General features: G+C 67.6%; 13 protein-coding genes. 4 read left to right on the forward strand and 9 right to left on the reverse strand.

The features are described from left to right. Window positions 1-10 precede the first annotated feature (10 nt). A complete protein-coding gene (locus tag ACIPRS_RS14595; RefSeq protein WP_192203055.1) occupies window positions 11-820 on the reverse strand; it encodes a TatD family hydrolase in 810 nt (269 codons plus the stop codon). Window positions 821-1,026: 206 nt separating this feature from the next. Here ACIPRS_RS14595 and hrpB point away from each other — a divergent pair, with 206 nt between their 5' ends. Beyond that, window positions 1,027-3,513 carry an ATP-dependent helicase HrpB gene (hrpB, locus tag ACIPRS_RS14600; protein ID WP_446539038.1) on the forward strand — a complete coding sequence of 829 codons (2,487 nt, stop codon included), beginning with the start codon at window positions 1,027-1,029 and terminating at the stop codon, window positions 3,511-3,513. Between the two features lie 99 nt (window positions 3,514-3,612). Next, on the forward strand, window positions 3,613-3,996 hold the full coding sequence (locus ACIPRS_RS14605; RefSeq protein WP_225591191.1) for a hypothetical protein: 384 nt from the start codon (window positions 3,613-3,615) through the stop codon (window positions 3,994-3,996). Window positions 3,997-4,063: 67 nt separating this feature from the next. On the opposite strand, the gene ACIPRS_RS14610 is transcribed toward ACIPRS_RS14605, so the two are convergent. Both ACIPRS_RS14610 and ACIPRS_RS14615 read right to left on the reverse strand, forming a co-directional pair. Further along, on the reverse strand, window positions 4,064-4,600 hold the full coding sequence (locus ACIPRS_RS14610; protein ID WP_446539039.1) for a pseudouridine synthase: 537 nt from the start codon (window positions 4,598-4,600) through the stop codon (window positions 4,064-4,066). Between the two features lie 60 nt (window positions 4,601-4,660). Then, the gene (locus ACIPRS_RS14615; RefSeq protein WP_446539040.1) at window positions 4,661-5,527 is read right to left on the reverse strand and encodes a class I SAM-dependent methyltransferase; all 867 of its coding nucleotides are present in this window, start codon (window positions 5,525-5,527) and stop codon (window positions 4,661-4,663) included. A gap of 147 nt (window positions 5,528-5,674) precedes the next feature. On the opposite strand from ACIPRS_RS14615, the gene ACIPRS_RS14620 reads away from it, so the two are divergent. Continuing rightward, a complete protein-coding gene (locus ACIPRS_RS14620; protein ID WP_446539041.1) occupies window positions 5,675-6,703 on the forward strand; it encodes an NADP-dependent oxidoreductase in 1,029 nt (342 codons plus the stop codon). A 27-nt stretch (window positions 6,704-6,730) separates the two neighbouring features. Here the strand turns inward: ACIPRS_RS14620 and ACIPRS_RS14625 are convergent, their stop codons facing one another. The 3 genes from ACIPRS_RS14625 to ACIPRS_RS14635 form a co-directional block, all read right to left on the reverse strand. Further along, the gene (locus ACIPRS_RS14625; RefSeq protein WP_446539042.1) at window positions 6,731-9,427 is read right to left on the reverse strand and encodes a bifunctional acetate--CoA ligase family protein/GNAT family N-acetyltransferase; all 2,697 of its coding nucleotides are present in this window, start codon (window positions 9,425-9,427) and stop codon (window positions 6,731-6,733) included. Between the two features lie 67 nt (window positions 9,428-9,494). After that, window positions 9,495-11,204, reverse strand: a complete 1,710-nt coding sequence (gene aceK / locus ACIPRS_RS14630; protein ID WP_446539043.1) for a bifunctional isocitrate dehydrogenase kinase/phosphatase — start codon at window positions 11,202-11,204, stop codon at window positions 9,495-9,497. Window positions 11,205-11,233: 29 nt separating this feature from the next. Beyond that, complete coding sequence (locus ACIPRS_RS14635; RefSeq protein WP_446539044.1) at window positions 11,234-12,112, reverse strand: LysR substrate-binding domain-containing protein; 879 nt, start codon at window positions 12,110-12,112, stop codon at window positions 11,234-11,236. Between the two features lie 109 nt (window positions 12,113-12,221). Here ACIPRS_RS14635 and ACIPRS_RS14640 point away from each other — a divergent pair, with 109 nt between their 5' ends. After that, the gene (locus tag ACIPRS_RS14640; RefSeq protein WP_446539045.1) at window positions 12,222-12,449 is read left to right on the forward strand and encodes a hypothetical protein; all 228 of its coding nucleotides are present in this window, start codon (window positions 12,222-12,224) and stop codon (window positions 12,447-12,449) included. Window positions 12,450-12,590: 141 nt separating this feature from the next. Here the strand turns inward: ACIPRS_RS14640 and ACIPRS_RS14645 are convergent, their stop codons facing one another. The 3 genes from ACIPRS_RS14645 to ACIPRS_RS14655 form a co-directional block, all read right to left on the reverse strand. Continuing rightward, window positions 12,591-12,938 carry a gamma-glutamylcyclotransferase family protein gene (locus tag ACIPRS_RS14645; protein ID WP_446539046.1) on the reverse strand — a complete coding sequence of 116 codons (348 nt, stop codon included), beginning with the start codon at window positions 12,936-12,938 and terminating at the stop codon, window positions 12,591-12,593. A gap of 180 nt (window positions 12,939-13,118) precedes the next feature. Continuing rightward, window positions 13,119-15,350 carry an NADP-dependent isocitrate dehydrogenase gene (locus ACIPRS_RS14650; RefSeq protein ID WP_446539047.1) on the reverse strand — a complete coding sequence of 744 codons (2,232 nt, stop codon included), beginning with the start codon at window positions 15,348-15,350 and terminating at the stop codon, window positions 13,119-13,121. 242 nt (window positions 15,351-15,592) lie between these two features. Then, a complete protein-coding gene (locus ACIPRS_RS14655) occupies window positions 15,593-16,075 on the reverse strand; it encodes a hypothetical protein (protein WP_337732807.1) in 483 nt (160 codons plus the stop codon). Window positions 16,076-16,097: the final 22 nt, after the last annotated feature.

The following is a 16,097-nucleotide window of genomic DNA, read 5'->3' on the forward strand; positions in this document are numbered from 1 at the left end:
GGCGTCGCCGTCAGGTGGCGTCCCGGCCCGCCGGGGGCAGCCGGAAGAATGCGCGCGCGGTCGCCGTCGTCGCCACAGCCGTGACCTCGATGTCCTCGCCGCGGTCGCGTGCCAGCTCGGCGACAATATGGGCCAGGTACATCGGCTCGTTGCGGCGGTGCGAGGGTTGCGGCTTTACCGTGCGCGGCAGCAGGTAGGGTGCGTCGGTCTCGATCATCAGCCGGTTCGCCGGGATGTTCTTCACCAGTTCGCGCAGGTGCAGGCCGCGGCGTTCGTCGCACAGCCAGCCGGTGATGCCGATATGCCAGTCCTGGTCCAGGCAGTCGAACAGTTCCTTCTTCGTGCCGGTGAAGCAGTGCACCACGGCCGGGCCGAGCCTGCCGTCGAAGTTCTTCATCATCGCCACGAAGTCGTCGTGCGCGTCGCGCTGGTGCAGGAACAGCGGCTTGCCGGTGTCCACGGCGATCTGCAACTGGCGCTCGAATGCCTTGCGCTGGGCCGGGCGCGGCGAGAAATCGCGGAAATAGTCCAGCCCGCATTCGCCCACGGCGACGACCTCGGCGTGCGCCAGCAGCGCGCGCATCTCGGCATCGCATTCGTCGGTGTACTCGGTGGCGTGGTGCGGATGCACGCCGGCGGTGGCGAACAGTTCCCCGGGATGCGCCTGTGCCAGCCGCAATGCCATCGGCGAATGCTCGCGGCTCGCGCCCGTGACGACCTGCTGGACTACCCCGGCTTCGCGCGCGCGCTGCAGCACCGCGTTGCGGTCGTGGTCGAAGCTGTCGTGGGTCAGGTTGGCGCCGATGTCGATGAGATCCATGACGGCCATTTTAGTCGTTGGATCAGGCTGTTGTAGAAGCGACGTGAGTCGCGACCGGAAGAAAAGAGGGTCCGGACGGCCGAGCTCACAAGAACAGGGTCGTTTGGTAGCGTCGTGGCTGACCCCGTTGTGAGTGTGCAGAACCGTGCGGTCGCGACTCACGTCGCTCTTACAGTGGGACCGCATGCGTTTATCCTTTGCGCCGCATGCCGTCGCCCACGTTCCCGATCACGCCGCTGCTGCCGGACATCGTCCGCAGCCTGTCCGACCACCCGCGCCTTGTGCTGGAGGCGCCACCCGGCGCCGGCAAGACCACGCAGGTGCCGTTGGCGTTGCTGGACCAGCCCTGGCTGCAAGGGAAGAAGATCCTGATGCTGGAGCCGCGCCGCGTGGCCGCGCGCGCGGCAGCCGGCTTCATGGCGAAGCAGCGGGGTGAGGCCGTCGGCGACACGGTCGGTTACCGCATCCGGTTCGAGAACAAGGTCGGACTGAAGACCCGCGTTGAAGTCGTCACCGAGGGCATCCTGACCCGGATGATCCAGGATGACCCGATGCTGGAGGAAGTCGGCGCGATCCTCTTCGACGAGTTCCACGAACGCCACCTCGCCGGCGACCTGGGCCTGGCGCTGGCACTGGACGTGCAGGCGCAGCTGCGCGAGGACCTGCGCATCGTGGTCATGTCCGCCACGCTCGATGGCGAGAAGCTCGCGCGGTTCCTCGACGCGCCGCGTCTGAGCAGCGAGGGTCGCGGTCATCCCGTCCAGGTCGCCCACTTCGCTGCCCGCCGGGACGAGACGATCGAGGTACAGGCGCGCCGGGCGATTGAACGGGCCGTGCAGGCGCATCCCGGCGACGTGCTGGTATTCCTGCCGGGCCAGCGCGAGATCGCGCGCGTGGCGGCGATGCTGGCGGGCGTCCTGCCGCAGGACGTCGTCGTCCTCGCCCTGCATGGCGAACTGCCGGTGGAGAAACAATCCGAAGCCCTGCAATCCGATCCGCAGGGCCGCCGTCGCGTGGTGCTGGCCACCAATGTGGCCGAATCATCGGTGACGCTGCCGGGCGTGCGCGTGGTGGTCGACAGCGGACTGGCGCGCGAGCCGTCCTATGATCCGAACAGTGGCTTCTCGCGCCTGGAAGTGACCAGCATTTCGCAGGCGTCCGCGGATCAGCGCGCCGGTCGTGCCGGCCGCGTGGCCGAAGGCTGGGCCTACCGGCTGTGGCCGCCGTCGCAGCGGCTCGATCCGCAGCGCCGTCCGGAGATCGCGTTGGTCGAACTGGGCTCGTTGGCATTGGAACTGGCCGCCTGGGGCAGTGACGACCTGCGCTTCGTCGATGCACCGCCGCCGGGCGCGCTGAACGCCGCGCGGGATCTGTTGGCTCGTCTTGGCGCGCTGAGCGCGTCGCAGGCCATCACCCCGCTGGGCAAGCGCATGCTGGCACTGGGCACCCATCCGCGCTTGGCCGCGATGCTGCTGTCGGCGACGGGAGCCGAGGATCGCGCGCTGGCCGCCGATCTGGCCGCGCTCGTCGAGGCGCGCGATCCCTTGCGCATGGGGGGCGATGCCCTGGCCGCACGCTGGCGGGCGCTGGCGGCGTTCCGCATGGGGCGTGCACCGCACGAAGCGCATCGCACCGGACTGGCTGCCATCGATGCCGCCGCGAAGCAGTGGCGCCGCCGCATCCGCGAAGACGCACCGCCGCCCTCGTCCCTCGAAGCGCACCGTCTCGGCGATGTGCTCATGCATGCCTTTCCCGACCGCATCGGTACCCAGCATCCGCAGGATCCGCGTCGCTACCAACTGGCGAACGGGCGCACGGCGCGCCTGTTCGACGACAGCGCGCTGTTCGGCGAACCCTGGATCGTCGCCAGCGAACTGCGTTACGAAGCACGCGACGCCTTGATCCAGCGCGGCGCGCCCGTGGACGAGAAACGCCTGCGCACCGAGTTCGCCGACCGCTTCGTCACCGAGGACACCGTGCGCTGGGATGCGTCGCGTCGCGCGCTGGTGGCGCAACGCGAATCGCGCTTCGACCAGATCGTCTTTGATGCACGCCCGGCTGGACGCGTCGATCCCGCGCTCGCGGCGGCGGCATTGACGGACGCCGTGCGCGAACTGGGATTGGACGCGCTGCCCTGGCCCGAGTCGCTGCGGCAATGGCGCGAGCGTGTGCGCTGTCTGCGCGAGTGGATGCCGGAGCTGGGTCTTCCCGATGTCGGCGACGACGCGCTGATGGCCACGCTCGACGACTGGCTCAAGCCCGCATTCGCCGGCAAGACGCGGCTCGACGCGCTGGAAGAGGACGCGCTGGCAAATGCGCTGAAGTCAGGCATGGACTGGTCGCTGCGGCAGCGCATCGATCAACTGGCGCCCGTACGCATCATCGTGCCGTCGGGCATGGAGCGCCGTATCGAGTACGCGCACGGTCACCCGCCGGTACTGGCGGTGAAGCTGCAGGAACTGTTCGGCCTCGCCGACACCCCGCGCGTGGCGGATGGTCGCGTGCCGGTGCTGCTGCACCTGTTGTCGCCAGGCGGCAAACCGCTGCAGGTCACCTCGGACCTGCGCAACTTCTGGAACTCCACTTACGCCGAGGTGAAGAAGGAAATGAAAGGGCGGTATCCGAAACATCCATGGCCGGATGATCCGTGGAGTGCGCAGGCGACCCATCGCGCCAAGCCTCGCGGCACCTGATCCGTTCAGCCGGGGGCCAGCCCGGCGGCGTAGTGCTAACGCGCCTTGAACATCCCTCCATGGACACTGATCCCGTTACCCACCTTCAGGGAAGGCATCATGAGCAAATTGACCACCATCACCGACCGCGCACTCGAACTGGCAAGCCAGGCGGGCACCAGCCTCAGGCACGCCGTGCCCAGTGCAGACAGGCTGCTGCAGACGGGAGCCGCGCTGGGCGTCGCCAGGACCGGCGGCAAGCTCGCGGTGAATTTCGTGCGGCGCAATCCTGCCGTCGCGGTGGCCACCGGCATTGGCGTGGGCCTGCTGGCGCTGGTCGCCTACCGCAAGCGCAAGCGCGACCAGGCCAATGCGCCGATCGAGGGCAAGTCGCGCCGCGTCGAAGCGCGCAAGGTCAACGGGGCTGGCAAGACCTCCACGGCGCGCAAGACCGGCACGCCGCGCAAACCCCGGAGCACGGCGTCGCATTCGGCGGAGAGCTGACTGACCCAGCGCGTTCCTGTGTCCGGTCCCGCATCGCTCCCACGGGGCGATGCGGTTCTTCCACGTCCTACACCTCGCGCCACTGGCCGGGCGCCAATCGGTCCAGCCGCACGTCTCCCATCGCCACGCGGACCAACCGCAACGTCGGCACGCCCGCCGCCGCCGTCATGCGGCGAACCTGGCGATTGCGACCTTCGGTGATGGTCACTGCCAGCCATGTGTCCGGTACCGATTTGCGGTAGCGCACGGGCGGATCCCGTGGCCACAAGGCTGGCGCGGGTTCGAGGCGCTCGATCCGCGCGGGCCGCGTGGGGCCATCGTTCAACACCACGCCGTGGCGTAGCGCCTCGAGTTGCCCATCAGTGGGCACCCCTTCCACCTGGACCCAATACGTCTTCGGCTGCTTGTGGCGCGGATCGGTCAGCCGGTTCGCCAGCGTGCCGTCGTCGGTGAGCAGCAGCAGGCCTTCACTGTCGTAGTCCAGTCGCCCTGCGGCATACACGTCGGGCGGCAGGCCGAATTCCGCCAGCGTCCGCCGCGGCGGATCGCTGCGATCGGTGAACTGGCAGAGCACGTTGAACGGTTTGTTGAACGCAATCAGCATGGAAGACCAGGGAACTGCGGCGTCACGCCCATGCGGGACGTGGCGCCGCCAGCGGCGAGATCAGGATTGCGGTTTCACGAACCGCAGCGTCATGCGGTCGCTCTCGCCGATCGCCTGGTACTTCGCGCGGTCCGCTTCCGGATGGTTGTTGGACGGCGGCAGGGTCCACACGCCATTCGGATGGTCCTTGGTGTCCTTCGGGTTCGCGTTCACTTCGCTCTTCGCATCCAGGCGGAAGCCCGCCGCCGCCGCCAGCGCGATGACCTGAGCCTCGCTGACATAGCCGGAGTCGTCGTCCGCCGCCACGTCCTGGTTCGCGCGGTGTTCCACCACGCCCAGCACGCCGCCGGGCTTGAGCACGTCGAAGAAGCCCTTGAACATGCCCTCCGCCTGCTGCGCGCTGCGCCAGTTGTGCACGTTGCGGAAGGTCAGCACGACATCGGCGGAGCCTGCGGTGCCGAATACCGGCGCGGCGGGGTTGTATTTCACCATCGTGGCCTTGTCGAACTGCGCGGGCCCGTCGGTGAACTTCTTCTGCAGGCCGTCCACGCTGCGCTGGTAGTAATTGCGGCTCTTCTCGGCGACCGAGGCAGGATCGACCACGGCGGCGACATACTGGCCTCCCGCCTTCAGGTAGGGGCCGAGGATTTCCGCGTACCAGCCGCCGCCGGGCGTGATCTCGACCACGGTCTGCGTCGGCGTCACGCCGAAGAACGACAGGGTTTCCTTCGGGTGGCGATGGACGTCGCGCGCTGCATTCTTCGGGTCGCGCCATTCGCCTTTCAGCGCGGCGTCCAGCGCAACCGTATCGGCAGCGGACAGCGACTGCGTCGCATCGGCAGGCTTGGCCGGCGATGCAGCGAACAAGGGTTGCGAGGCAGCCAGCGCCGCCACGAGCGCCAGGGACAGCGGAATGCGAGTCGTCATGCGTGAGCCCTCCAGAAAGGTGCGCGGAGACTAGCACGCGGCATGTTCAGCCGGCATGGCGGCCACCGCAGGCCGTGCACGCTTCATCGCATCCGGACGTGCAGCGGCGAGTAGACTGGCGGGCGTCGGCGGCCATGGAGACAGGATGTGGAAACAGAGAATGCGATCCATACCACCCGCGTCGTGCTGGCCGCACGCCCACAAGGTGAACCGACCCTCGAAGACTTCCGCCTGGAACAAGCGGCGATGCCTGCCCCCGCGGAAGGCGAAGTGCTGCTGCGCAACCGCTATCTGTCGCTTGACCCGTACATGCGCGGGCGCATGAACGCAGGCCGGTCGTATGCGAAACCGATCGAGATCGGTGAGGTCATGGATGGCGGCACGGTGTCGGAAGTGATCGTCTCGCGCCACCCCGACCTGCAGCCCGGCGACATGGTGCTGGCGCACGGCGGTTGGCAGACGCATGCCGTGGCCGATGGCGGGACGCTCAAGCGCAAGCTGGATGCGCGCGTCGCACCGCTGACCACCGCGCTGGGCGTGTATGGCATGCCCGGGTTCACCGCCTATGTCGGCCTGCACGAGATCGGCCAGCCGAAGCCAGGCGAAACCGTGGTGGTCGCCGCGGCCAGCGGACCGGTCGGTGCGACCGTGGGCCAGATCGCGAAGCTGCAGGGCGCCCGTACCGTCGGCATCGCCGGCGGCGAACGCAAGTGCGCCTACCTGCGCGACGAACTCGGTTTCGATGTCGCGCTGGACCATCGCGCGCCGGATTTCGCGGCGCGACTGCGCGCGGCATGTCCGGACGGCATCGACGTCTATTTCGAGAATGTCGGTGGTGCGGTGTTCGACGCCGTGTTGCCGCTGCTCAACGACTTCGCCCGCATCCCGGTCTGCGGGCTGGTGGCGCACTACAACGACAAGACGTTGCCGGGCGGCCCCGATCGCATGGCGTTGCTGATGAGCCAGATCCTGACCCGCCACCTGACCGTGCGCGGTTTTATCCAGTACGATTTCATCGCGCTCTATCCGCAGTTCCTGCGCGAGATGGGCAGCTGGCTGGCCGAAGGAAAGATCCGCTGGCGCGAGGATATCGTGGAGGGCCTGGAAAACGCGCCGCGCGCGCTGATCGGCCTGCTGCGCGGGGAGAACTTCGGCAAGGTGGTGGTGAAGCTTTAGCGGGGTGACGGCAAAAACCTACCCGTCTCAGGGCACCGGCAGGCTGACGTTCATCAGCGTCGGATCGTCGGGATCCAGCTTCACCTGGAAGCCGAGGCTCTCGCACATCGCCAGCATGGTGCGGTTCTCGCGCAGCACCTGGCCTTCGATGAGCTTCAGGCCCTGCCACTGCGCGTACTCGATCATGATCTGCATCAGCTTCCAGCCGATGCCATGGCCCTTGAGGTCGGAGCGCACGAGGATGCCGTATTCGCCCTTCTCGTAGTTCGCGTCGGCGTGCAGGCGCACCGCGCCGAGCATCTCGTGCGTGTCCGGATGCACCGCGACCAGCGCGATCGAGCGCGCGTAGTCCAGCTGGGTGAGCCGCGCGATGAACTCATGGCTGAAGTGGCGCACCGACTGGAAGAAACGCAGGCGCAGGTCCTCGTCGGTGACGTGGGTGAAGAATGCGCGGAACATCGCATCGTCTTCGGGCCGCACGGGACGCACCAGCGCCGGCTGGCCATCCGCGAGCAGGATCGTGCGTTCCCACTCCGTGGGATACGGGAAGATCGCGAAGCGCGGATGACCACGGCCCTTGTGCAGCACCCGACCGCGCGCGACCGCGATGCGCGCGTCCACCGCCACCACGCCATCGCGGTCGGCCAGCAGCGGGTTGATGTCCAGTTGCTGGATCTCCGGGATGTCGGCGGCGAGTTGCGCCAGCTTGACCAGCACCAGCGCGACCGCGCGTTCGTCGGCCGCCGGCACGTCGCGGTAGGCCTTCAGCACGCGCGACACGCGGGTGCGCGCGATCAGTTCGTGGGCCAGGCGCAGGTCCAGCGGCGGCAGGGCGACGGCCTGGTCGTTGATCACTTCGACCGCGGTGCCGCCGCGACCGAAGGCGATCACCGGCCCGAACACCGGATCGTCGGCGATGCCGGCGATGAGCTCGCGCGCCTTGGGCCGCAGGACCGTCGGCTGCACCAGCACGCCTTCGATGCGGGCGTCCGGCCGCCGTTCGCGCGCGCGCTGCAGGATGTTGGCGGCCGCTTCGCGCACCGCGTTGGCATGGGGCAGGTTGAGGCGGACGCCATCGACATCGGACTTGTGTGGAATGTCGGGAGAAAGGATCTTCACCGCGACCGTGGTGCCCTCGGCCAGCAACGGCGCGGCGATGCGCGCGGCGTCCTCGGCATCGGCGGCCCGCCACACGGGGGCCATCGGGATGCCATAGGCGGCGAGCAGCCGCGTCGTCGCCAGCGGATCCAGCCAGGTCTGTCCGGCATCGAGTGCAGCATCGACCAGGGCCCGCGCGGTGGCGACGTCCGGACTGAAATCTTCCGGCAGGCTGGGCGGCGTCTCCATCAGCGCGGCCTGCACCTCGCGGTGGCGGACCAGGTGCATGAAGCCGGCGACGGCGTCGGATTCGTTCGGATAGCGCGGCACCTGCGCGGCGTCGAGCACGGCTTCGGCCTGCGGATCGTTGCCCAGCCACACAGTGAAGACCGGCTTGCGCGGCCCCTGCGCCGGGCGTTGCGAAAGCACGCGGGTGACCGCGTCGGCCGCCTCCGAGGACGAGGACAGCACCGTCGGCACGTTGACCGCCAGCAATGCGTCGTTGGCCGGATCGGCGAGCAGGGCTTCGATGGTGGCGGCGTAACGGTCTGCATCGATGTCGGTCAGCAGGTCGACCGGATTGGTGCGCGACCAGCCCACGGGCAGGATGCGATCCAGTGCATCGCGCGTGGCATCGGACAGCGTGGCCAGCGTGCCGCCCTGTTCGTACAGGTGATCGACGGACAGTGCACCGACGCCACCTCCGTTGGTCAGGATGGCGAGCCGCCGGCCCTGGAACGGGCGCACCTGGCCCAGCGTGCGCGCGGCGGCGAACAGTTCGTGCAGGGAGCGCACGCGCAGCAGTCCGGCACGACGGAATGCGGCGCCGTAGACCGCGTTGGGGCGTGCCAGGTTCTGCGTGTGCGTGCTGCCGGCCGGCGTGACCTGCGCGCGCCCGCTGTGGCCGGATTTCACCACCACCACCGGTTTGGTGCGTGCGGCGGCGCGTGCGGCCGACATGAACTTGCGTGCGTCGCGGATGGCTTCCACGTACAGCAGGATGGCGCGCGTGCGGTGGTCGGTGGCGAAGTAATCCAGCAGGTCGGCGAAGTCCACGTCCAGCGCATCGCCCAACGACACCACGGCGGAAAAGCCGACCGGCTGGCTCATGCTCCATTCCACCAGGCCGCCGGAGATGGCACCCGACTGCGAAATCAGCGCGAGGTCACCCGCCTTCGGGAAGCGGCTGGCCAGGCTGGCGTTGAGGCGCGCATGCGGGGCGATCACGCCAAGGCAATTCGGACCCAGGACGCGCAGGCCTTTCTCGCGCGTGAGGGCTTCGAGTTGCGCGGCGGGCGAACCCGGGCCGCTGCCCATCGCCGCGGTCAGCACCACCACCGCGCCGGCACCCTTCTCGGCCGCCTCGGCTGCGAGCTGCGGCACGGTCGCCGCCGGCGTGGCGATCACCACCAGGTCCGGTGTCCACGGCAGGTCGCGCAGATGCCGCACGGTCGCAATGCCGTCCATCGGCGTCGGGTGTTTGTTCACCAGCCCGATCTGGCCCTCGAAGCCACCGGCGCGCAGGTTCTCGATCACCGCACGACCGACCGAACGTGGTCGCGACTGGCTGCCGACCACCGCCACGGCGCGTGGCCTGAAGATCGAATCGAGGCGGTAGGTACTCATGGCGGGAAGCCGTTCTCCACGTGGCGACTAGGGTAGCGCGATGCCCGTTGCGGGGGCATGCGTGCCATCACGCGAGCCTCAACGCATCCGGATACGGCGCAGTATCCGGGTAATCACCGGCACCGAGATGCGACTGGACGTCGCGCCACCATGCCGGGCGGAACAGATCGGCATGCGCCGCCTTCAGTGCCTTCGCCAGCGCATCGGGCAGGCCGAGGAACTGCGGAAACCGCTCGGGGAACACGTCGCCCGCGTCCACGTGGAACCACGGGGCATCCGCCATCTGTTCCTCGTACGTGGTCGGCTGCGGCCAGTCGCGGAACCGGCAGTCCGTGACCAGGCGCAGTTCGTCGTAGTCGTAGAACACCACGCGGCCATGGCGCGACACACCGAAGTTCTTCAGCAACATGTCGCCGGGGAAGATGTTGTTGCGGGCCATGTCCTTGATCGCCTGGCCATAGTCGAGTGCGGCGGCGCGCGCGGCATCGGCTTTCTGCTCGCGCAGGTACAGGTTCAGCGGCCGCAGCCGTCGCTGCACGTAGCACAGGTGGATCACCAGGTCCTCGCCATCCTCGCTGAGGCTCTGGCCGCAGCTTTCGCGCAGCTCGCGCAGCAGCTCCGGTGAAAAGCGCGCGCGCGGAAAGCGCAGGAACCGGAATGCCTGTGTATCCAGCAGACGGCCGACGCGGTCCAGGTGGAAGACCAGGTCGTACTTGTCCTCCACGTCCTGCCGGCTCATCGCCTTGGGATAGGCGAAGCGGTCGCGGATCACCTTGAACACCAGCGGGTAGCTTGGCAGCGTGAACACCGCCATCACCATCCCCGGCGTGCCCTCGGCATGCACCAGCCGCTCGTCGGGATGCGCGGCGAAGTGATGGAAGAAGGTGCGGTAGCGCTCGGTCTTGCCCTGCTTGGCGCGACCCAGCACGGTGTAGATCTCGTCGATCGGCTTGCCCGGCAACAGCGAACGCAGGAACACCACCGCATCGCCCACGGTGGTCAGGTCGGCATGGAAGTAGCTGCGCGAGGTGCCGAACAGGTGTGCCACATCGCCGCGATGGGTCAGCACCGCTTCGGCCTTCAGCTGTCCGCCGTCGTTGATCAGGGCGATGACGCAGGGCGAGAACCGGTGTTCGCCGAAGACGCGGCCGACCAGGTAGGCGCGCCGTTCGCGGTAGAACACGGTGTCGAGCAGCTCGATGCCGCGCACCGGATTCGCGCCCCAGTGCGCAAGATCGTCCTGCAGGCGCACGGCAATGGCGGCGGCACAGCGGGTGCGATGCGCGTAAGGCACCTCGAACCCGTAGTCCGCCAGCACCCGCGCGAACGTGTCCGTGGGACGCTGCTCGGACACGGCATAACTGTGGCGCGCGACGGGATGGGTGATGGCGTCGGTCGGCTCCACGTCCAGCGCCACGAACTCGAGTGCGGGATCCACGCCGCGGGTGCGGAAGAAGCGCCGGCTCAGCGTGTTGTAGAACGTCTTGTAGAGCTCCCGGTCGATCTGTCCGGTGATGAGCTGCTCGAACGCGGTGCGTGCCGCGATCCACGATGCGCGGTCGTGCGCCTGCCCCAGCAGCAAGGACTGCAGCCGCAGCGCACATTCGGCGATGCACTGGTCGTACAGTTCGATGCGCTCCACCGCATCGGTGCGCGCACCGGACCAGTCCGCCGTCTCGAAACGGACCTTCGCCCGCCGCGTGATCTCCGCGAAGCGTGCATGGTAATCCGCGAATGCATCGTGGATCAGGCGGGCGATGGCGTCGGCATGGACCATGACGCGATGTTAGCCGCCGCGCACTGGAGTCATCGCTCCACCGCGACGCCGGCCTGTTCCAGCAACCATCCGCGCACCGTGCGGAAGCCGGGATGCGCCAGGCTGCGCTCGGGATAGACCAGGTAGTGGGCGAAATCGGCCTGCAGGCGCTTCTTCGTCAGCGTCACCAGCCGGCCTGCCTTCACCAGCGGCTCGGCCAGCGTCCAGCGCGCGAGCGCGACGCCGACGCCCTGCGCGGCGGCCTGGTGCAGGGTTTCGGTGTCGTCGAACTGCGCCACGTAGCGCGCGGGCGGCTGCCCGCCGAAGTGTTCGAACCAGTCCTTCCAGCGATTGGCGGGATCACCGAGCAGCGGCAGCTTCGCCATCTGGTCCGGCGCCGGCTTGCCGTGCCGTTTCACCAGCGCCGGGCTGGCCACCGGCGTGATCCATTCGTGGAACAGGAACTCTGCGTGCACGTTCGGCCATCGACCACCGCCCAGGCGCAATGAAAGGTCCACCGGTTCGCGCTCGAAATCGACCACGTGCGTGCTCGACTGCAGGTTGAGGCCCAACTCGGGATGTTCCGCCAGGAACTCCGGCAGGCGTGGCACCAGCCACGCCGTGGCCATCGACGGAATCAGGCTGAGCGTGACCATGTGGTCGTTGCGCAACGTCGCGCGACGCAGTGCGTGCTCGATGGTGTCGAGCGGACCGGAGATGGCGTCGAACAGCCGCTGCCCGTCCGGGGTGAGCTCCACGCCGCGCGGGCCTCGCGCGAGCAGCTTGTGGCCCAGCCGTTGTTCCAGCAGCCGCATGCGATGGCTCAACGCACTGACGGTGAGGTGCATGGCTTCCGCCGCACGCGTCAGGTTGCGCAGGCGGGCAGCGGTGACGAACGCATCCACCTGGTCCAGCGGTAGCCGACTCATCTTGAATCCACCTCAAGTCTGGGTTGCGGAGCTTTCGCTTTTTCAAGGCCGATGATGCCTCTACCTTGGTAGTCCTTCAAGCCGGACGCCGGCGCAACGGAGCAAAGCCATGCAATCCGAAACCAGGCAGCAATGGTGGCAGCAGCTGGGAGGCATGAGTCAGGGCATGCTGTTCCTGCAGGGTCATGTCGTCCATTCCATCGCGCCTCCGCAGGCACAGGAAGACCACCGCCACCACGTGCATGATGCGGCGGGCAAGGTCCGGCACCTGCTTGCGCTGGAACGACTCAGCGCGCGTCGGCTGCGCACGATGACCTCGCTGTCGTTGTTCCGCTGACCAGCGTCAAGGAAAGATCGCCCTGTAGGAGCGACGTGAGTCGCGACCGGAATCCTTCCGTTCTCGCAAACGGTCCGGCGGCCAAGCCGCGCAGTCGCGACTTAGGCCGCTCCTACAACGGGTGGCGGAATGCGCTCTGACTCACGCCTTCACGTACACCCAGGCGTCGCGGCCGGACGCCAGGCGCACTTGCACGCGCCGGTAATCGGCGACCTCGTAGCGGTCGGCGGCCGCGAGTTCTTCGGCACTGATGCGGAAGACGGTGCCGGCGACTGCGTCAGACGGATCGTCGCTGGGGCTGACGATGGGATGGAAGCGTTCGCCGCTGGCGGCCAGCACGTCGGGGTCGGTGATCTCCACCAGCGTCTGCGTGTAGCCGGTCATCGCATCGGATTCGCCCTCGAGCCGGCGGCCGAACGACGACCGCTGCACGCTCTCCAGCTGCAGCGTGCCGTACGAGAACAGCAGGATGTCACGGGTGTCTTCCATCGTGTCGCAACCGGTCTGTAGGAAGGGCTGACCAGCCCTTCGGCTGTTGAAAACCAGCTCCGACGGCCGATCCAACGTTGTTCCTGTCGGGGCTGACGCCCTCCTACAGTGGAGATCGCAGACTGGAAACACAACGCCCGGCAAAAGCCGGGCGTTGGAGGCAGCGGTGACGCCGTGGACTCAGGCCGACAGCGTCGCCAGTGCGTCGTTGAGGGTCTTGCTGGGGCGCATCGCGGCCGCGGTCTTCGCCAGGTTCGGGTGGTAGTAGCCACCGATATCCAGCGCCTTGCCCTGCGCACCGTTCAGTTCGGCAAGGATGGTCGCTTCGTTGTCGGCCAGCAGCGTTGCCAGAGGGGCGAACTTCGCCTTCAGCTCCGCATTCTCGTCCTGGGCGGCCAAGGCCTGCGCCCAGTACAGGGCCAGGTAGAAGTGGCTGCCGCGATTGTCGAGTTCGCCCACCTTGCGTGCCGGCGAGCGGTTCTCGTCGAGGATGCGGCCGTTGGCCACGTCCAGCGCGTTGGCCAGCACCTTGGCCGGCGTGTTGAGGTAGCGCTGGCCCAGGTGTTCCAGCGATGCTGCCAGCGCGAGGAATTCGCCCAGCGAATCCCAGCGCAGGTAATCCTCTTCCAGGAACTGCTGCACGTGCTTCGGCGCGGAGCCGCCAGCGCCGGTCTCGAACAGGCCGCCGCCGGCCATCAGCGGCACGATCGACAGCATCTTCGCGCTGGTGCCCAGCTCCATGATCGGGAACAGGTCGGTCAGGTAGTCGCGCAGCACGTTGCCGGTCACCGAGATGGTGTCCTCGCCGTTGCGGGTACGCTCCAGCGACACCTTCATGGCCTCAACCGGCGGCAGGATGCGGATGTCCAGCGTGTCGATGGTGTAGTCCTTCAGGTACTGCTCCACCTTGGCGATCACCTGCGCGTCGTGCGCGCGGGCCTTGTCCAGCCAGAAGATCGCCGGCGTCTTGCTCAGGCGCGCGCGGCCGACGGCCAGCTTCACCCAGTCCTGGATCGGCGCGTCCTTGGTCTGGCACATGCGCCAGATGTCGCCGGCTTCCACTTTCTGCTCGAACACGACCTTGCCGGCGTCGGCAGTGACGCGCACGGTGCCGTCGGTCGGGATCTGGAAGGTCTTGTCGTGGCTGCCGTATTCCTCGGCCTTCTGCGCCATCAGGCCGACGTTGGGCACGCTGCCCATCGTGGCCGGGTCGAACGCGCCGTTGGCTCGGCAGTCGTCGATCACGGCCTGGTAGATGCCGGCGTAGCAGCGGTCGGGGATGACGGCCTTGGTGTCCTGCAGTTTGCCCTCGGCATTCCACATCTTGCCGGAGTCGCGGATCATCGCCGGCATCGAGGCATCGACGATCACGTCGCTCGGCACGTGCAGGTTGGTGATGCCCTTGTCGGAGTTGACCATCGCCACGGCGGCGCTGTCGGCATAGACGGCCTGCAGGTCGGCCTTGATGGCCCCCTGCTGCTCCGCCGGCAGTGCACCCAGGCGGCCGTACAGGTCGCCGATGCCGTTGTTGGCATCGAAACCGATCTGCTCCAGCACGGTGGCATGCTTGGCCAGCGCGGCCTGGTAGAACTCGTTGACGGCCACGCCGAACATGATGGGGTCGGAGACCTTCATCATCGTGGCCTTCAGGTGCAGCGAGAACAGCACGCCCTTCGCCTTGGCATCCGCGATCTCGGCGGCGATGAACGCAGCCAGCGCCTTGCGGCTCATCGAGGCGGCATCGACGATCTCGCCTGCCTTCACCTTCACCTTGTCCTTCAGCACGGTGACCGTGCCGTCGTTGGCGACCAGTTCGATCTTCAGCGCGCCATCCGCAGCCAGCGTGGCGGACTGTTCGCTGCCGAAGAAGTCACCGGATGCCATGTGGGCGACGTGCGACTTCGAGTCGGCGCTCCACGCGCCCATGCGGTGCGGATGCTTGCGGGCGAAATTCTTCACCGACAGCGGCGCACGGCGGTCGGAATTGCCTTCGCGCAGCACCGGGTTGACGGCACTGCCCTTGACCTTGTCGTAGCGTGCCTTGGCGTCCTTTTCCTTGTCGTCCTTCGGCTCGTCCGGGTAGTCCGGCAGCGGGTAGCCCTGTGCCTGCAGTTCCTTGATCGCGGCCTTCAGCTGCGGCACCGAGGCGCTGATGTTGGGCAGCTTGATGATGTTGGCTTCCGGCTGCGTCGCCAGCTGACCGAGCTCGGCCAGGTCGTCGCTGATCTTCTGCGCGTCGCCCAGGTACTCGGGGAACTGCGACAGCAAGCGGCCGGCCAGCGAGATGTCACGGGTTTCCACGGCGATGCCGGCGGGTTTGGTGAATGCCTCGACGATCGGCAGCAGCGACTGGGTGGCGAGGAACGGGGCTTCGTCGGTGAGGGTGTAGATGATGCGGGGCGTATCCGACATGGGGATCAGGACTCTCGACAAGGGGCGATGGGGAAATCAGCACGCCATTGTCGCGCGCCGCCGCACGCAGGGCAAAACGAGGGGGTATGGATGGTGTGCCCGGCTGTCCCGGGACAGCGGCGGGTGTCCGGAAGGTTGCGACTGGAACCGCCCGTGGTAGGCGCCAGACAAAAAAAGCGGGCGTGGATTCCTCCACGCCCGAGCTTGCCCCACACATGTGGGAGAGAGACTTGCCTTGCGGATTACTTGACTTCGATTTCCTGGGTCATGCCGACCGGCTGGCCATTCAAGGTCACGTCGACCTTGTACTTGCCGGCGGGCCAAGCGTTGGCGTTGGTGAACTCGATGTTGGTCGTATCCACGCCGCCCGCCACCACAGTTGCCGTCTGCTGACCGGCCACCTGACCGTCCTGGAACGTCAACTTTGCGTCGATCGCGGCATTGGCTGGCGTTGCGGCATCGGTCTTCACCGAGACGATAATCTTGTCCTTGACGCCAAACATGCCGACGGCAGCCACGGACTTGTCAGCTGCGGCGGTACTGCCCACCGTGACACTGGTGGCGCTGACCGGTGCCGGGGCGGGCTCAACGGGTGCAGGTGCGGGTGCTGGCTCCACGACGGCTGGCGGCGCGACGACGGGTTCTTCCTTCTTCTTGCAGCCGACCAGGGCGACGGTACCGACCAGCGCGGCGGCCAGTGCGTAGGACATACGATTCTGCTTCATGGGTTCGATCCTTGTGGATGAA

It is taken from the genome of Pseudoxanthomonas sp. LARHCG66 (assembly GCF_052871755.1).